The following is a 19296-nucleotide window of genomic DNA, read 5'->3' on the forward strand; positions in this document are numbered from 1 at the left end:
CGCGACAAGTTCCTGCGACGCTACAGCAACCACTGTGACAGCGCGATCTGCACCGCTTCCTCTTCGGTCTCGCTATCGCCTTGATCGGTGGTCGGCGGCGCAGGTTGCTGTCGATCGATCCGGCGATGGCCTGCGATCGAGTAACTGCTGATGACACGATCGACGACGTTTTCGTCGATCCGAGCATCGGGATCGATCTCGCGTGATTCGTCCCGCTGCAAAACGCGTGTTGTGATCGGAGCGACATCCGGCGGAGCTTCGCCGACGGGCGAATTGATTCTCGCAAGGTGATTGATCACGCGCAGCGCATCGACGGGCGTCAATCGACCATCCCCATCGGTATCGTAGTACTTGCCGGGGAACTCCGTTCCCAAACTAGCCGCAGTGACAAGCGTCGAGTGCCCGCCGACCAAGTCGCGGCGGTTTAATTGGTTGAGAATCTGCAAGGCATCGATCGCGGTGACCAGGCCACTGTTGTTGACATCCAGCGGAAGCAGCGGATTGGTCCAGTCGCCGCCGCCGTGGAACCGGACCGTTGCGGAATCGGATGCCAGCAGGCGATAGAACAGACCGTCTTCCGCTACAGTTCCCGCGAGTTTCCAGTCGCCGATAAACTCCGGCGAATCATCGTTGTCGACATGCAGCGTCAGTCGACTTGTTGCGGGTGCGAGTCGCTTGACGGTCGCCGCATCGAGCGTCAACGCATTGGGACCGCTGCCGACGATGTCGACGCTTTCGATGCCCGAGAACGCCTCTGGCGGAGTCCGCAGATCGAGACTTTGATTGCCGCCGGAAAGGACGACCCAGTCGCTGCCATCGCCGCCGGAATAGCCCAGGCCAACATCGGCGTCCCCCAAGTTGGAGATCTCCAGCGCATCATCCCCCGGCGTCGCTTCGATCTGCAATTGATTCAGCAATCGGTGATCAGCCGCAAACAGCACGTTTCCGTTTTGGCTGACGACAAGGTTCTCGCCATCGCGATCTAAGTTGACCTGGCCGGTCTCGGTGCGGATCGCGACATCGGCCCCTCGATTCCCATCGGCAAGACCGACCTGATAGTCTTCGACCTCTCCGTCCTCGGCCGCTCCCGTACTGGCCAAACCGCCGGCGGAACTGATTCGGAATCGTGCGAATGTCGTTCCCGGCCGGGCACCGCTGGGAATCGCAACGGGGACAAAATTATCACCCGCCCGCAGCGCGATCGACCCGGCGATCTGTTCGCCAGGATCTACCCAATCGCCATCTTGATTGAAGTCGATCCAAGCATCCAACCGTCCGGCGGCCGAGGCGTTCACACGCAGCGATCCAGTCGTCGAAAAACTGTCCGACGCGACAAGGTCGCTAAGAAACGCGACTCCATCATCGGACTCATCGCCGTTTGCAGTGACCGTTGGCCGGCCGTCGCGTTCGAGCGATGGCGCGGTTCCCAAAAACAGATCGCTGGCGAAATGACGGGCTCCATCGCGTTGCAGCGTCGTTGGGTAGGGCGATGGCGCGTCGCCGAAATCGGTTTCCGGCGGCGGCAATTCGTTGTCGACATTGGTCGCCACGATCTCGTCCAATTCGAAGCGGTACTTCCCATCGCTCGAAACGCTTGGCCCCAACCGGATCCCGACCTGTACATCACCATCAAAGACATCATCGTCGACGCCATGGACCGTCACCGTCTGTGGCGTCAACGCATTGGCTGGCGTGAAGATCAGCGAAGATTGGCTGACCGTCGCTTCGCCCGTATTGGTGGAGATCACGGGAACAACCACGCTGTGCGTGGGGATCGTGCTTAGCACGACCGAGAACTCGAACGCGGCTCCCGTTTCGCTTGTCACCGGACTGCCAGGAGCCACGACAACGATCTCGGCCGTGTCGTCGTCCAAATTCGTGACCGCGATGTCGACGGGATCGATTCCTTGGTATTTGGGATCTCCGTGCAATGGCGATGTGACGATCGTCAACGCGATGTCTCCATCATCGAACTGGTCGTCGACTCCGGTAACCGTCACGAAGATCGGTTCTGTACCGTTGTCCGGCGTGAAGCGAACCCACGATTCCGAGAGGCTTGCTTCGGAGGAGTCGCTGATACTCAGGTTCAACGTCACGGGGCTGACGGGGACGGTCGCCAAGGCGATCGAAAACGTGGCACTACGCGTTCCCGCTTCGTCGACGACCAAGTTGTCGATTCCATCAAACACGATCCCTGCGATGTCGTCATCTCGATTAACGCCGCTGACATCCGCCGCGGCCAACTGGCTGTAGCCCGGATCGTTGCTGATCGCTGGTTTAGTGGCGATCGTAAATGCGACATCATCGTCGTCGACGCGGTCGTCCACTCCGCTGACGACTATCGTTTGCGGAGTCGACCAGTTGGCCGGATCAAATGTCACGCGGTCGACCGACAGCCTCGCTTCGCCCGGATTGGAAGATTCCAATGGAACCGTCACTGCGTGGGTCGGCTGAGAATCCAAAACAATCGTAAATGTGTCGGCAGCTCCGGCTTCGTTGGTCTCTATCCCCGAGGTCTTGGAGAGCGTGATCCCGACGCCATCATCATCGATATTCCGCAGCACGACATCAGGCGGGTTCCAACCGCTGTAGAACGGATCGTCGCTGCGGATCGCCGAGGTCACGATCGTATATTCGACGTCGCCATCGTCGATCGCGTCGTCGATTCCGGTGACGGTAATCGCTTGTGGTGTCGTAGCGTTGGCCGTTGTCAGCGTGATCCGCGACGGCGACACCGTCCCTTCTCCGGGATGCGAACTGGAGAGGTCGATCACGACATCGGCCAGCGGCAACGTTGCCAGAGAGATCGTGAATTCCTGCGTCGTGCCCGATTCGCTGGTCTGCAGCCCCGAGACGGCCGCGACGATCACGTCGGGCGGATCGACGATCGTGCCGAAGACCATCCCAAACCGATCGTCTCCCGGTTGCGAGGGATCGTCGACGAGATCGATCAACACCTGTTCGGGAGTCAGCGCGGTGTCGATCCCATAAGCCGAAAGTTCGCTCTTCTCGCCGTCGGCGCGATCGAGCGTAAACGTGATGTCGCGAGCGGCGGCAACCGCTTCGAGTTCGATACTGAAGACCTCTACATTCGATATCGGTGACAGAAATTCGCCGTACCGCGACGATGACGTTCCGAAGACCGATTTCGCTACCGCGCGCAGGCCCGCCGATTCCAGCGGCCCCGTCCCTCCAAGCTCGTCGAAAACTTCTGCTCCGTCGCCGGCATGCGGATTGAAGCTGCCCGACTGGACATTCCCATAGACGATCGCGTCATTCAACGACGCGCTGCGAGCGTCCAGGTTGAACAAGAAGGCGGCCGGATTAAGCGTCTGCGTCCCGATGTCCCTGTAGACGGGAACCTCGAGAACCTGCCCAACGGGAGCGGCCGCATCGGCGGACATAACGATCCCCGAGGTATCGATCAGGATGTTCGCCGCGTCGGCAAACTCAAATTCATCGCTGACAAACCGGATGACATATTCAAAGGGATCCCCCGAGCCGACATCGCCGTTCGCATTACGGGGCGCTCGCAGCGTCTCAAACACCGTGACGGTATCGATTCCAAAGTCGAGGCCGCCGGGCTCCTCGATCGCACGCTTGATCGCCAGTTCAGGATTGACCGAAAGACTCGGCGAGCCAAACAGTGGAATCGTCGCCGAGCGTCCGTTGGCCGAAAGGACAAAACTTCCCGCGGTCGCATCGCGAAGGTTTTCCGAGATCGAAATGATCTGCGTTTCGCTGAGCACGGGGCGGTAGGCGTGGGCGTTGTCGGCCAAGATGTCGGCGTAGACGGTGAACGCTCCCATGTGATTCTCGTTGAACTGGAACGGCCGCTTGTCGTCGTACAGCAGTTCGAGATCGAACCGCTTGCCGACTTCCACGGCAAACCGGCGGTCGGAATCCAAGATCGACTCCCCATCCTGGGTTACATCCAGCTTCAGTTCGATCACGGTGTCGGCGGCCAGCAGACAGCGAGCCTCCAACCGTTCGATTCCACGCCAGCGGCGCGATGAAGATGTTCGCTTGAATCGTTTTGCATCAGAATCCCTCTGAATCATATCCGTTTCACCGCCTCGATACAGAAACACCAACAAACCCTGCCAATCCCAAGGCAGGCGGAATGCTGTGCAGAAATTTTGTCCGCCGCAGTGGACTCGACCGCCCGCGGCCACAAACCCACCCGATGGTGAGCGGCAACAGCCGCCAGCGCCCCGGCGTTCGGGGGATAGGTTGGCTGATCCGCTACCGTCAAACAATTCCCTCCAGTCGTTTGTACCCAAATTATCGGGAACTTCATCTCGACCGCGGATCGCGTAAAGAGGCCCGATATTGCATAATGCAGGGGCGAATGCGGAATCCGCGAACATAAAAGACTGCAGTCGCCGATACCGAAGCCAACCCACAACATCTGCGCGCCGCCAGCCCACCCGGCCGTCGGTGCCCCGTTTTTGTTCCCTCCACCGCCGTTTCGCATTGGTTCCAGCGGGGTTTGTCGCTTCCCGACAGCCGTGTCGTGCGTATAATTGACGATGCGCGGGAGCCTCAGCAGACTCGATCGCCCCAATTGCTGACATCGCTCCGCCCTCCAAACTCCGCCCCACCTCGTTATCCCCTGGAATTCGATGTCTTCAGTGCGTCTGGTTATCGCATGCCTCCTGCTGTGCTGTACTTGTTCCAGCTTGCGGGCCGATCTGCCGTCGTCGGTCGATGGTTTCTTGACGACGAACTGCCTGGATTGCCACAACAGCGATACCGCGGAAGGTGGCCTGAATCTGGAGAAGTTGCCGCGAGCTGTCGACACGCACGGACTGGCAAGCCGATGGGTCCGTATCCTGGAGCGTGTGCAGACTGGCGAGATGCCGCCGCCGGAGGACGTCGAGGTCGATGCCAAGGAATCGGCTGCGTTTACCAAGTCGCTGGCCGACTGGGTTCGCCATGAACAAGAGACCACCGCGCAGAAGACTGGCCGCGTACCAGCCCGTCGACTGACCAATCTGCAACTGGAACGCTCCCTGCACGACCTGCTGGGGATCGATCTGCCGCTGACGCTTGCGATGGCCGACGAACAACGGACGCAAGGCTTTACGAACATCGTCGAATCGCAATCGATGTCGCATTTCCAACTGGAACAGCATCTGCGAGTCGTCGACATCGCGTTGGACGAAGCCTTCCGCCGCGCAACGACGCCGTCGGACGAGTGGAAAAAACGCTTGCCGGCTGAAAAAATCGTCCGCACCAATCCAAAGCGACGGACCCGCGAACCGGAACTTATCGACGGCAAAGCTGTCGTCTGGAGTGGCCGGGTGATCTATTACGGTCGGATTCCCGCAACCACCGCAAAAGAGGACGGTTGGTATCGGTTCACGGTTCGAACGTCGGCGCTAAAACCGCCGAGCAATGGCGGCGTGTGGTGCACGATTCGCAGCGGGCAAGCGGTTTCGAGCGCTCCGCTGTTGTCATGGGTTGGTGCATTCGAAGCAACCGAAAAGCCCAAGCAGACGACTGTCGAAGCTTGGTTGAACAAAGGAGAGATGCTGGAGATTCGCCCCGGTGACCTAACGCTCAAGGCGGCTCGGTTTGCGAATGGCCAGATCGGTACCGGCGAAGGCGAGCCGCAAAACGTTCCCGGCGTGGCGATCGATTGGATCGAGGTCGAACGCTTCCATCCCAACGGCGACGACGCCCAGGTGCAGCAGTTTCTGTTTGGCAAACACGCCGTAAAAACCAACCGCGATCCGGCGAAAGCCGAACTGAAGCTGGACGATCCCAAACAAGAGATCGGACGGCTGATGGCTCTTTTCGCTCGCCGCGCGTTCCGCCGCCCCGTTCCTTGGGAGGATGTGGTCCCTTACGTCGAGATGGCACACCAAACGCTGGATGATTCGGGCGATCCGATCGAGGCGTTGAAGACCGGGTATCGCGCGCTCCTCTGTTCGCCGCGGTTCCTCTACTTCCAAGAACAGCCAGGGCAATTGGACGACCACGCCATCGCAACGCGACTCAGTTATATGTTGCAGGGTTCCAGCCCCGATGTGGAACTGATGAAGCTGGCTGCGGCGGGCAAGCTGCGGAATCGCGAGGTTCTGCTGCAACAGATCGATCGCTTGCTGGAGGGTCCCGGTGGCCGCCAGTTTATCCGCGACCTCGCCGACCAATGGCTCGATCTGCACTTGATCGATTTCACCGAACCCGACCGCAGACTCTACCCCGGCTTCGACGTCATAGTGCAGCAATCGATGCTCGACGAAACCCACCGCTATCTCGAAGAGATGCTGCGAGAAGACCTGCCGATCGGGTTGATCATCGATTCCGATTTCACGTTCCTCAACAGCCGCCTGGCCCGCTATTACAAGATCGATGGTGCCAAAAGCGACGTGTTGGAACGCGTTTCGTTGAAGCCGGAGGACCATCGCGGTGGACTGCTGACGCACGGATCGATTATGAAAGTGACCGCCAACGGCACGACAACCTCGCCGGTGATCCGTGGAGTCTGGGTTTCGGAGCGATTGTTGGGCCGTGAGATCCCACCGCCGCCGGAGAGCATTCCGGCGATCGAACCGGACGTGCGGGGAGCCAAATCGATTCGCGAACTGTTGGCCAAACACACGTCCGACGCATCCTGTGCGTCGTGTCACCGCGATATCGATCCACCGGGCTTTGCGCTTGAGAACTTCGATCCTTCGGGCCGCTGGCGAACCAAATATGGAAACCCACGCAAAAAGAATAAGATGCCGCCGATCGATGCCGGCTTCACTATGCCCGACGGTCGGGAGTTCAAGGATCTGCAGCGTTTCCAAGAATTGGTGCTCGAAAATCCAGAACGATTGGCAGCCAATGTGGTTGATAAATTGATCGCTTTCGGCACCGGAGCAGCTCCACGATTCGCAGATCGCGAAGCTGTCGACCAGATCGTTCAACAGACCGCCGACAGCGGATACGGATTCCGTTCGCTGATCGAAGCGACGATCACCAGCCCCTTGTTTCTAAACAAATAACGCACGTTGACCCCGAGGCAGAATCAAGATGTTTTCATCGATCGAATTCAATTTTCGCAAACGCTTGCCCCGCCGAACGATGTTGCGCGGCACCGGCGTCTCCCTGGCGATTCCCCATCTGTCGGCGATGCAGTCGGCGTTTGCCGATCCTACGACAAACCAGGGTCCGCCCAAACGCTTCGTCGCGATGACGCTGGGACTGGGACTGCACGGCCCCAACCTGAATCCAGCCGAAGCGGGCAAGGAGTTTAAGCCGAGCCGCTACCTGAAACCGATCGAAGACCTGCGTTCGTCTTACACCGTGATCTCGGGAAGTTCGCACCCTGGAGTCGGCGGCGGCCACAAAGCCGAAGCGAGCATCTTGACGGCTCGCAACGTCGGTGCCAGCGGCGGCGGTCGGAACTCGATCTCGCTGGACCAATACATGGCCAAGCATCTCGGTGGCGAGACGCGATTCCCGTCGTTGGTGCTCAGCAGCGCCGGCAGCAACAGCCCGTCTTACACCGACAACGGATCGATGATCCCGGCGCAAGACCGCCCCTCGCGGCTGTTCGACCAGTTGTTTGTCGACGATTCGCCGGCGGCTCGCGACCAACAAGCCCAGCGAGTTCGCGAGGGCCGCAGCATCATGGACCTCGTGTCGGACGACGCCAAGCGATTGTCGAATTCGCTGGGAGCCTCGGATCGCGACCGCATGGATGCCTACTTCACAAGTGTCCGCGATCTCGAGCTTCGCATGGCGGCGTCGGAGGAATGGGCGTTGCGTCCAAAACCAAAAGTCGACGCGAAACGCCCCATCGATATCGGAAACGGCAACGACTTTGTCGGCCGCCAGCGATTGATGAGCGATATGATTCGGTTGGCTCTGGAGACCGATTCGACTCGCTATATCGTCTACCATCTGGGCGGCAGCGGCGGCGTCGTACCGTTGCCCGGCGTCGAAGAAGGCTACCACTCGCTCAGCCACCACGGTTTGGACGAAGAAAAGCTGGAGCAACTGGCGGTCGTCGAAACCGCGATCATCGCGGCTTGGGGCGATTTCCTTCGCTCGCTGGGACAGACCGACGATCAAGGCAATTCGCTGTTGGACCAAACCTCGGTTCTGTTGACCAGCAACCTTGGCAACGCGTCGAATCACAGCAACCAGAACATGCCGGTGCTGTTGGCTGGCGGTGGCTTCCGACACGGCCAGCACCTCGCGTTCGACACGAAAAATAACTACCCGCTGCCAAATCTTTACGTCAGCCTGCTGCAGGACCAAGGGCTGCCGGTCGATCAGTTTGCCAGCGGCACATCGACGATGCGGGGTCTCGAATTCAAGAATGCCTAAGTTTGCCATCCCCCTTGACTGGAATTCGATGCGACAAAACGTGACGAATGAACTCCAATTCAAGTTGATCGGTTGACATTTCGCGAATGAAACCCTAGATTCCGAAAGCTCTTTAGAAGCCCACTTAATGGATTGATTTTCAATCCCTTCGGTTGATGCACCTCCCCGTGGCGACGGGCCCCGCCACACGCCCCATATGAGCCTCCAAGGCATGACTGTTGAAATTGAAGCCATCGCACGCGAAACCGGGTGCGATGCCGCAAGTTTAAAGATTGCTTTACCTCTGATTCGCCAAGGCTATCTGCCGCCCTTCCTGGCGCGTTATCGCCGCGACGAACTCAACGGAGTCTCCGAATCTGCGCTGTGGCTGTTGCACGGTGCGGTCTCGCGAGAGCAGTCGATCGATCAGCGCCGCACCGAGCTGCTGCAACTGGCCGAACGATCGACCTGCGTCGACACCGCATTGGACAAAGCGATCCGGCTGGCGAACTCGGGGCGACACTTCGACCGTCTGACTCGGCTGATTCGCAACCGCAATAGCGTTCTGGACGACGCTTGCCGGCTGGCGATTCGCGTGCTCAATCCTAAAGAGGACGACACCGCTGATCTGCAAGCGATCGCCACCGAAGTCCTCGGGGCTGAAGACAACAAAGCCGCATCGGCTGTCGAACGCTTGGACGACGCTCTGCTTCGCGAGCTGCCCAACAACCAAGAACTGATTGGGATCGCAACCAATTGGTTGATGCGAAACGCCAAGATCAAGATTGGCAAGGTCTTCGATCCGCACGGCGAATCGGATGAACCCAACAAAGAAGCCGCCGACGCCAAACCGAGCCAACCGAGTGGCAGCGGTGCGGGCGAAGCAAAGGCTAACGAAACCAAAGAACCAGTAGAAGCTGCTGCTACCGAAGCTGAAAAGCCGGCCGCCGAAGCTGCTGCCAGCGAAACGGCAGCTGCAGAAACCGAGCCGACCAGCGAAGCCGCTGCTGTTGAAACCAACGCCGAACCGGCAGCTGCGACCGAGGCTGCCGAACCCGTTGCCAGCGAACAAGCTGCCGCAGCGGAAGCTTCCGAACCGCCAGCCGATGCAACAGCGCCGGCCGCCGAAGCAACCGACGCCGCGGAAACGCCTGCCGAAGCGAGCACCCCGGAAACCAGTGGCGAGTCCACACCGCTGGAAACATGGTCCCAAGACGCTCCCGCCAAGAAAAAGAAGGGTGGCAAGGGCGATGGATCGACCAAGGTCAAGCAGCAAGAAGCTGCCAAGCGAGCCAAGAAAAAGGTATCGCCGCGACAACGCCGCCGCCGCTGGTTGGTGGGCGTTCTCGAACCATTGGCCAACAAAAAATTCGCGCCAAACAAATTGTCGGCGTTCCAGATCCTGATGCTTGCCCGTGGTTTGCGTTCGAGCGTCGTCGAAGCTTCGTTCGACTACAACCGTGGCGAACTGATGCAGCAACTGCAGAAGTCGGCCGCGCGTTTGAACCCACACATCAGCGACCGATTGTCGGCAGCGGCGACCACCGCCGAAGCCGCCTTGTGCGCTGCTGCAGAAGAAGCCTTCTGGGACCGCCAGCTCGATTACGCCGCAGAACGCTTGGTCGACGTGATCGCCGACAGCTTCCGCGAATTGGTGCTCCGCGAACCAACCACCGCTCGTGGCCTGATCGCGATCGACGCCGTCGGCCCGCGCACCGCAGCCCTGGCTGTGCTCGATGGCAACGGCAAACTGTTGCATACCGAAGACGTTCCCTGCCAATTGTCCAAGACAATGCGGGAGCAGATGGTGACGAAGCTGGGCGAATTGTGCCACCAGTTCCACGTCGACAAGATCGTGATCAGCAACGGGCCTGCCCGACGGAACTGCTTGATCGCGTTGACCGAACTGCTGAAGCAGACTCAAGCTGGCAGCTTGCACTGGACTCTCGCCGACCGTTCGGGAGCCGACCTGTTTGCATCGGCTGACGCCAGCGACCCGGTGATCCGCCAAACGCCGCGACGCTTCCGCGCCGCCGCTTGGATCGGAATGCAACTGCTCGACCCGATCTCGGCTTACACCAAGATCGATTACCCGCGACTGCGTCTCGCTTCGTACCAACGCGAACTCGATGAAACCGCGTTGGCTAAATCGCTGCTGCACGTGATGACCAGCGGCATCGCAGCGAAGGGAGCCGACCTCAACGGCGACGACATCGGTTGGTTGACTCAACTGCCAGGCGTCACCCGCGACTTCGCCAAAGAAATCGACCGTCGCCGCCGCGAAGAACTGTTCACATCCCGCGATCAACTCGCCGAACTCGGTGAACTGGACGAAGCCGATCGCCGGCAAATGATTCCGTTCCTGCGAGTCTTCGGCGGAACACAGGCACTGGACGCAACGCTGATCCACCCCGACGACTATGCGTTGGCGGAAAAGCTGTGCAAGACGATCGACATCCCGATGCCCGACGCGGCTCCTCCCGGATATCAACCACCGAACTACGAAGTGGTTGAAGCCGCCGAACCTGCAACCGACGGCGCTGCCCCGGTTGTTGTGATTGGCGAAGGCGAAAGCGACACCGAACCCGCTGGATTTGCGATCCCCGACGCGGAAACGGAGACCGACGCCGAGGAACAACCTGCGGGCGATTCGGCCGAAACAAGCGTCACCGACGCTCAACCGGCTGCGGAAACCGAAGCTGCAGGCGAAGCTGCAGGCGAACCAGCAGCGACGGAAGAACCCGCCGCTGAAAGCGAAGCTGTCGCAACGGAAGAGCCAGCCGCCGAAACAACCGAAGCACCGGCGGAAGCACCTGCTGCCGAAGGCGAATCAAGCGAAGCGGCACCTGCCGAGGAAAGCTCCGAAGCTGCTGCCGAATCGGCACCACAAGCAGAACCAGCTCCCGCGCCGCTGCCGATGCCAAAACATCCGCTGCCCGAGCGATCGGCTGTCGACAAGGTGATCAAGGAATGGCAGGTCGGACGCCATCGGGTCAACCAAATCGTCCACTGGCTGTGCGAACCGTTCTCGGTACCGAAGGTCGAACTGGCACCTGTCGCACTGATGCCGCTGATTCCAAAACTGGACAACCTGAAGCCGGGCGACCTCGTGTCGGGCGTCGTTGTTGGTGTGGCGAAGTTCGGCGTCTTTGTCGAACTCGGCCCCGACTGCAGCGGCCTGATCCATGTCAGCCGAATGTCGAAGGGATTTGTCGAAGATCCCCACGAAGTCGTTCAAGTCGGCGACGTCGTCAACGCATATGTCACCGCAATTGAATCGGGACGCCGACGCGTTGCCCTTTCGGTGATGTCGCCTGCGGAAGAGCAAGCAGCCTCCGAAGCGCGATCTCGCCGCGACAACGACCGCGGTGGACGCGAGCACGGAAACCGCGGCCAACAACGTGGTGGTGGCAACCGAAATGCAGCCGGCGGAAATCGCGGCGGCCAAGCTGCTGGCAACGGACCTAACCAAGGGAACCGTGGCGGCGGCCGAGGCGACCGAGCGAACCAATCGGGTCGAGGCGGTCCACGCCGCGACGGTGGTGGACGCGGCGGACGCGATGGTGGCCGCGGTCGCGACGACCGAGGACGAGGCCGAACGCCTCAACCGCGGACGTTCACCGTCACCAGCTCCAAAGAACCAGAGAAGCAGATCTCCGATTCGATGAAAACGGGCGAAGAACCGTTGCGATCGTTTGGTGCTTTGATGCAGTTCTACCAAGAGAAAACTGAACCGGTAAAACCAGCTGCTGCAGCGTCCAAGGAATCGAAGAAGTCCGACAACGAAGCGGCCCCAGCGACACCAGTTGCTGCGGAAGCCCCGGCCCCCGCGAGCGACAAGGCTCCGGAAACCGAAGCCGCTGCTCCAAAAACCGTCGAACTGCCGAAAGAGACCGACAACGCGAAGCCCGCCGCCGACGAGAACGCTTCGGCCAACGCCGATGCGAACAAGGGGAACTGATGAGCGGCGAGGATTTCTCCAATCGTCTCGACGCGGCCATCCAACGTGGCCGCCAGCGGGGACTGCACGAGCAGGCCGCTGCCAAAAAGGAAGCGATGAGTGAAGAGGAGCTGCGTCACCTGCACAGCTCCTACCGCCTGTCGCTTTCGGATCGGATCGAAAAGGCTGTCGCTCAACTCGCAAGCCACTTCCCCGGCTTTCAAACCGAAACGCTGTTCGGTGAAAAGGGCTGGGGAGCCGCGTGTGGCCGCGACGATCTGAGCATGGAACGCGGACGCCGCACGAATCGCTTCAGCCGACTGGAGATGACGATCCGCCCGCTGAACGAATACATGGTCCTCGAACTCAAGGGGAAAGGGACCGTGTCGAACAAAGAGGTCTTCAATCGAAGCCACTTCACCGAGCTGACCGAAGTCGACGTCGCCGAGTTCGAGCGACTGATCGATGCCTGGGTCGTCGAATACGCCGAACGATTCGCAAGCCAAAACTAAGCGACATGGCTAGCTAAGGCTCTTCCACAGAGAGCCGCTTCACCCGCGGCCTTCCGCCGAGCCGCCGCAGGCCGTTAACTCAACGACCTTCTACTCGGCGAGCGATTGCGAGCCCCAATCGCTGCACAAACTTGCCAGACACTCCGCGGGAATCGACTCCCCTAACTGTCACCAAGCGATAGATTGACTTCGTGACAGCGGGAAGGAACAGGGAGCTAACGCGGTTCCGCGTGGCGAACCAGAATTACTGCGAGTCCTGTCCGTCGCCGGATTCTTGCGGCTGCTGATCCTCGCCCAACTGCGACTCCAACTGTTGCACTCGCTCCAGCAATTGCTCGACCTGGCGTCGCAACCGCACAACCTCACTCTGCTCCTTTGCGTCGGGCGCCGGTGCAGCGTCAGGAGTCGGAATTCGTCGCGAGGATGTAGGTGCGGGAGTTGGAATAGCCGGCGGTGCTGGAGCCGCAAACGACTCAGCCGGAGCTTGACGCGGCATCTGGCGGGCAGGTCGCGGGCCCAAGATTCCGTCGAGCGTGCGTCCGACGTCTTGCAAGATCTCACCGACGTTGGCTCCCGGACGGATCACGATCCCAGGCACCATGTCGCCGCGATCGTCGGCGACCGCACCGGGCAGCGGCTGCCCCGAATCTGCCAGAGTGATCTTTTTGCGACGAAGAACGCGATCCTGATAGTATCCGATCTCGACCGATTCGCCCGCCTGAGCGTTTTGCATGTAGGTGGTCAATTCGCGAGCACCATACATCACCTGACCATCGATCGAAACGATCGTATCGCCGGGGCGGATACCGACCGATTCAGCTGGCGATTGCGCAGTGACCGAGATGACGCGAGCACCTCGCAAGACGGGAGCACCACCCAAGGGAGCGGAGGCATCTTCGACCGTGACGCCCAAGATTCCTCGCGATGGGCCCATCGATGGATCTCCCGCACCGGGGATCTCGCGCGGAACATCGTCAGCCGAGGGTGGCGGGGCGTCGGACATGGCCGCTCGCAATTCAAACAACAGTCCCTCGCGGGAGACTTCGATCGCTACCGGATCTCCGGCCCGCAACTTAGTCAGCGCGGACGAAACGTCTTCGATCGAATTCGTCTGCACACCGTTGAGACCGGTAAGGATATCGCCTTCCAAGACACCTGCTTGAGCAGCCGGCGAGAGTTCACGAACGCTCAATACGGTAAGCCCCGTACGGTCGCGACGCTCTTCGGCAACGACGCCCAGCGACGGACGTTTCTGGGTTTCAGCGGAGGGCTGCGGCGCTTGCTGCTGCAGTGAATAAGGTTCCGGTAACGGGCTCGACGAACCGGGTTGGGCCGGCGTTTCGCCGATCACATCGGGCGCCGCCGGGACGGGTTCGGGGAGCTGTTGTGCAGCAGCGGACTGAACCATCAACGCGGCGGCCAACGGAATCGGACAAGCAAACAAGACGGCCGACTTTTTGAATCGCCTGAACATCGCGGATCTCCCTCTGATCGATTTGGATTGGAACGACTACATTGTAACGGGAAGGCGGGGATCCTCCGCAAGCGACATCCCAAACATTCCCCCCGCCCGTGCCCCGGAGAACCGAATCTTGAACGACTTAGAAATTCGCCCACCTCGCCCCGAGGAATCGCCGCAAATCGTCAACCTGCTGACCGCCGGCGAATCGGAAATGCGCCGCCACCTGATCACATCCTCCGTCGCCGGGGCACTCAAAAACCCCGACGCGACAACGATTGGACTGGTGGCCGCTCGCGGTGAGAACTTGGTCGGTGCGGCGATCGCTTCGGCTCTCCCCGGCGGAACCGCGGTGCTTGTCGGGCTGAGAATCGCCGCCGAAGAACTCGACGCAGACGAATCCAACGCCGCCGCGATCGCTGAACCGCTCTTCAAAGCGACTCTCGGTTACCTACACACTCTGGGCGCCAACTTCATCCAGTCGACGTGCGCGACCGAATCGGCTCCTAAGGAATTGAGCGCCGTCGGATTCCAACACCTTGCCGACCTGCAATACCTTTCGGCGGAAGCCGCATCGATGCCAGATACCGCATCGCCCGACCTCGAATTCATCGCCGCCGCCGATCTGCCGGAGGGCGAACTGGTAGAATTGGTCGCACAAACCTACATCGATACGCGGGATTGCCCTTCGATGAGCCAATATCGCAGCGCCGCAGAGACGCTTGCCTCCTACCAAGCGATGCCACAATACGATCCGGCAGCCTGGCGAATCGCAAAACAAGATGGCAAGCCGATCGGTTGCGTGCTGACGATGCCGTTTGCCGATTCGAACGCTCTGGAACTGACCTACATGGGGATCGTCCCGGACGCTCGCGGAAATCGCTGGGGCGAAGCGTTGGTAGCGGAAGCCGCCCGGATCGCCCGAGAGCGTTCGCTGCAAACGATTAACTTAGGCGTCGATCGCGATAACGCCCCAGCTCAAACCGTTTACGAGCGGTTTGGCTTCACGCCATTTTATGGCGAAGCGGTTTGGGGCCTCAGGATCGATCCCGCGTAGAGAGCGCGGGAGAGAATTTGGAGAGCTTGCGGCTCAGCGATCCACCCTCAAGTCGATCGCCGAGCCATCGGAAACGGGGAGATCCCCGCGATGGAAATGCCTAGCGTTTCTCAGCCGCAGGCACTGCAGCCAGTCGTCCGTCCTGAGTGGTTCCTGCCAAGTAGTTGTCGATCTGGCTGGCGGTCTTCAGTTCGTCGAACTTTTCGGCCATCGCGATCCGAGTCTTCTTTTCGGTCAGATCGCGGACCAATTGGTCGCGAACCTGATCGTCCATCTCGGCAACGATCGGATTCGTTCGGCCCTGACAACGCATGATGATGTAGCGTTCGCCAGTCGCGACGATACCACTCAGCTCACCCGGTTGCAGACGGAACGCTTCGTCTTCGACAGCTGGTTGACCACCGTGGCGGCGGATTGGCGGAACGCGGCCGAGATTGCTTTGCGAAACAGGCTCGATCGAATACTGTTCTGCCAGCTGGCCAAAGAACTCTTCGGTCGGATTGGCGCGAGCCATGTCCCAAACCTGTTGAGCACTCTTCTGATCCGACAACACGATCGCCAAGACTTCGACGCGTTCGCCAAAGTTCGACTGGAAACCCTTTCGCAGATCTTCGTCGCTAATCTTCACCTGGCCGGCAACCATCTTCTTCAAAGCGACCGACGGCCAAACGGCGTCTTGCATGTATAGTTCTTGGCTAACACCCTGTTCACTGGTCACGTCAGCCAACCACTTCTGCACGTCGGGCTTTCCGTCGGCGGTGACAAAACCGTACGACTCTGCAGCTCGAGCGACTTCTGCATTCAACTCTTCTTGGGTGATTTGAATATTCATCTTCTTCAGCTCTTGCTCCAACAGCGTGCGATTGATTTCGCCGTCGAGCACTTCAACGCCATGTCGCTTCAGCGTCTCTGCGATCACTTGAGCCAACGTCAATTGTTGCCCGTTGATCAACGCGGCCGCACCAGGGTACTGCTTACGCAATTCGGGGTTTGACAAAACGTTGACAACTTGAGCTTGCTGTTGAAGCTTCTGAAACAACTCGGTTCCCGAGACGCGAGTCTTCTGATCGCGAATCCGATCGGTGATCTGTTGGCGAATCGCAGCGATCTGCTGGGCTGGTGGATGCATCGCTGGCAGGTGCTTGACGCACTGCAACATGATCCACTGGTCGGCGATCTGAAACGGAGCGGAGATCTCGTTTGGCTTCAGCGAAAAAGCAACCTTTTCGAACTTGGGGTCGCTGGTGTGGCGATGAACCGGTGGGATCATGCCCCGCACGCTTGCACTCGCTTCGTCTTCACTGAAGTCCTTGGCCAACTGACCAAACTGCGCTGGATCAGCCGATGCGCGAGCGTGCAGTTGTTCGGCGACCTGTTGCTTGCCGACCATGATCATGCGGCACTTCACCGACTCGCCGTATTGGCTGTCGAACGCCTTGTTGAATTCTTCGGGAGTCACCTGAGTCTCTTTGGCGACCAAGGTTTGCAAGGCGATCATTGGCCAGACGATATCGCGACGATATTCCGACGGTGCGATCTTGCGTTCCTGTTGCAACATTTGCAGATAGCGATCGACCGAGAGGCCAAACTTGCCAGCGATCCGTTGGATCTCGTCTTCGACGTCTTTGTTGGTGATCGTAATGTTGTGCTGCTTGCAGGCCTGCAGGATCAAATACTTGTTGACCATGCTTTCGAGAACGTCTTCACCGTGACGTCGCAACGCCTCTTCGCCCAGCATCTTGCGGGACAGCGAGGTTCCGTTGACTACCGCAACCACTTCGTTTTGCGTAGCCGCTGCTGCGGCAGGCTGTTGCGAAGTTGCAGTGTTAGCAACCGACAGAGCGATTGCCGCGGTGGACGCGAAAACCATGCAGCGGAACGCCGCGTGGAGGTGTAATTTTGTTTTCAGGGTCGTCATCTGGCCTCTCCTTAAACCATCGAGCGACATTGAATCGAAATCCTTCGTTCGGCTGAACACAAGCTCGGACTGCTCAGGCGACAGCGGGAGATTAGAAAAAAAGTTCGTTTTGGCTCAAGACCAACTTCCGAAAAGTCGACAGCATTTGCCCGGAAGCTGGCCCGTGGGAAAAAAAGCTTCTCCAATTCGCCGTTCCATCTGGACACGCAAGCCCGCCGATCGTTAACGTCGAGGTCGTTGCCAGGCTCTCGCAGTATGGCCTGACTTGCTCGATCTAAATCTTGCCAAAGGGAATTAGGCAATGGTCAACGTAAACTTCTTCGATTGGATGCGTCAGGGTGTTAAGCAATCGGTGCTGCTTGGTGTCAGCGACGCGATTGAAACAATGGGAACACCAGCGGAAACCGAGACGATGGATCCCGATATCCTGGCGTTCCTGAAAAGCGACAGCGATACGGAAACCAAACGCGTCGGTGCTCGCAGCCAACGCGGTGGCGCTCGCAAGCGATTGGGAAAATCGCTGAACGATCTCGACCCGGCAAAAAGCTAGTTCTGCAAATCGCAGAACTTAATTAAGAACGCGGCGACGCTGGCGAAAGCCCACGCGGATCAAGCCGACGGCATCGCGCGTGCCTCTTCGACGACACGGATTAGGCGGTCGAGATCCTGGTCGTCGTTGTAGACGTGAACGCTGGCACGCACGCCGCCGCCGCGACAGCTGAGTACAACGTCCTGCTGCAAGCCGATGTTGCGGACCTCGGCGGGCGACACCCCGGGAACATCGAACACGACGATGCTGCTGCGATTTCCGCCCGACCAACGGTTCAAGACCGTTGCCCCCGCTCTCTCCAATCGCTGGATCAACGTCTCCGCCGTCTCTAAGACTCGGTTTGCGATCGCGTCCTGACCATGTGCCTCGATGACTTTTTCGAACATCGCTGCGCTTTCGGCGAGTGCCAGCAGGCCGACCATGTTCGCCGATCCGGCTTCGAAACGAGCCGCCTCGGGACGCAGGTTCAGCTGAGCATTCTGAAAGTCGGCGGCGTTGCGGACGCTGTGCCACCCAACGTGCGTACACCGCAGAAGATCTAAGTGCTCGCTGCGGATGTAAGCAAATCCCGCCCCTTCGGGACCAAGCATCCATTTATGTCCGTCGGCAGCGAGGAAATCGATCGGCGTTTTGGCGACATCGATCGGGTAGATCCCCATCGCTTGGATCGCGTCGACAAACAGCAGTGCCCCGCGGGAATGGACTAATTCGGCGAGGGCATCGAGATCGACGCGGTAGCCCGAGGCATATCCGACCCAGCTGATCGCCACGATTCGGGTGCGGTCATCGATCTGAGCCGCTATCGCGTCGAGCGAGACTTCGCCGCCGGGACACTCGACCGTCCGCACCTCCACGCCTTTCGACTTTTGGTTGTCCCAAGGGAGCCGATTCGAAGGGAATTCGCCAGCAAAAGTGACGACATTGTCCCCCGATTTCCAGGGAAAACCTTCGGCGACCAGGTTGATCCCGTGCGAGGTGTTGGGAATCATCGCGATTTCCGTGGCCGACGCGCCGATCCAACGAGCTACTTGGCTGCGGAACGACTCCACCCCTTTGGACCAATAGGGCCACAGCGTGGTGGCTGTCTGAGCCGCCTCGTCGGCAAAGGCGATCATTCGCAATTGAGCCGGTTCGGAAAGGGGAGCTACCGCGGCATGATCGAAGTAGGCCCACCGCAAAGCGATCGGCATCTGGGCTCGCCACCACTGCCAAGGGGCACTTTGGAGCGAATTGGGGTCGGATTCAGGTTGGTTTGACATGCATAATCACTAAAATACGAGCGACTTGAAGAACGTCCAAAGATTCGTGCCATTCGGCTTGGGTGAAACACTTTTCTTTAACTATACTGATGCACTTGGCTTCCCAACATGCACGTCAGTACCGCGATATACAAGCCGAGGATCGTTGATGCCCAAGGCACTTTGCCTAACCAGCCTTGTGGTGGCTGCTCTGTTATTCATCCTATTCGCCTCCGACTTTGGAATGAGTATGGCAGGTATGGACGATGTTGCGCCCTTCCAAGGGGCCAGCATGATGATGGACATCGCCTTTTT

At 59.4% G+C, this 19296-nt stretch carries 10 protein-coding genes; 6 read left to right on the forward strand and 4 right to left on the reverse strand.

All coding sequences use genetic code 11. The features are described 5' to 3' along the window. Positions 1-20: 20 nt before the first annotated feature. Complete coding sequence (locus CA51_RS15855; RefSeq protein WP_145122226.1) at positions 21-3986, reverse strand: GEVED domain-containing protein; 3966 nt, start codon at positions 3984-3986, stop codon at positions 21-23. A 639-nt stretch (positions 3987-4625) separates the two neighbouring features. Here CA51_RS15855 and CA51_RS15860 point away from each other — a divergent pair. From CA51_RS15860 to CA51_RS15875, 4 genes are all read left to right on the forward strand, one after another. Next, the gene (locus CA51_RS15860; protein ID WP_145122227.1) at positions 4626-6998 is read left to right on the forward strand and encodes a DUF1592 domain-containing protein; all 2373 of its coding nucleotides are present in this window, start codon (positions 4626-4628) and stop codon (positions 6996-6998) included. Between the two features lie 28 nt (positions 6999-7026). Beyond that, the gene (locus CA51_RS15865) at positions 7027-8328 is read left to right on the forward strand and encodes a DUF1552 domain-containing protein (RefSeq protein WP_145122228.1); all 1302 of its coding nucleotides are present in this window, start codon (positions 7027-7029) and stop codon (positions 8326-8328) included. 211 nt (positions 8329-8539) lie between these two features. Continuing rightward, on the forward strand, positions 8540-12268 hold the full coding sequence (locus CA51_RS15870) for a S1 RNA-binding domain-containing protein (RefSeq protein WP_197451223.1): 3729 nt from the start codon (positions 8540-8542) through the stop codon (positions 12266-12268). Continuing rightward, positions 12268-12759, forward strand: coding sequence for a hypothetical protein (locus CA51_RS15875; protein ID WP_145122230.1), 492 nt, complete (start codon positions 12268-12270; stop codon positions 12757-12759). The genes CA51_RS15870 and CA51_RS15875 overlap by 1 nt, the downstream gene beginning before the upstream one ends. Positions 12760-13003: 244 nt before the next feature. Here CA51_RS15875 and CA51_RS15880 read toward each other — a convergent pair whose 3' ends face one another. Then, the gene (locus tag CA51_RS15880) at positions 13004-14233 is read right to left on the reverse strand and encodes a PDZ domain-containing protein (RefSeq protein ID WP_145122231.1); all 1230 of its coding nucleotides are present in this window, start codon (positions 14231-14233) and stop codon (positions 13004-13006) included. Positions 14234-14351: 118 nt separating this feature from the next. Between CA51_RS15880 and CA51_RS15885 the strand changes: the two genes are divergently transcribed. Then, positions 14352-15275 (forward strand): GNAT family N-acetyltransferase, encoded by a 924-nt coding sequence (locus tag CA51_RS15885; RefSeq protein ID WP_145122232.1) that lies wholly within the window; start codon positions 14352-14354, stop codon positions 15273-15275. A gap of 100 nt (positions 15276-15375) precedes the next feature. Here the strand turns inward: CA51_RS15885 and CA51_RS15890 are convergent, their stop codons facing one another. Next, positions 15376-17193, reverse strand: coding sequence for a peptidylprolyl isomerase (locus tag CA51_RS15890; protein ID WP_231745726.1), 1818 nt, complete (start codon positions 17191-17193; stop codon positions 15376-15378). 301 nt (positions 17194-17494) lie between these two features. Between CA51_RS15890 and CA51_RS15895 the strand changes: the two genes are divergently transcribed. Then, on the forward strand, positions 17495-17743 hold the full coding sequence (locus CA51_RS15895) for a hypothetical protein (RefSeq protein ID WP_145122233.1): 249 nt from the start codon (positions 17495-17497) through the stop codon (positions 17741-17743). 59 nt (positions 17744-17802) lie between these two features. Here CA51_RS15895 and CA51_RS15900 read toward each other — a convergent pair whose 3' ends face one another. Beyond that, positions 17803-19002, reverse strand: a complete 1200-nt coding sequence (locus CA51_RS15900) for an aminotransferase class V-fold PLP-dependent enzyme (RefSeq protein ID WP_231745727.1) — start codon at positions 19000-19002, stop codon at positions 17803-17805. Between the last annotated feature and the right edge of the window lie 294 nt (positions 19003-19296).

It is taken from the genome of Rosistilla oblonga (genome assembly GCF_007751715.1).
Taxonomy (GTDB): domain Bacteria; phylum Planctomycetota; class Planctomycetia; order Pirellulales; family Pirellulaceae; genus Rosistilla; species Rosistilla oblonga.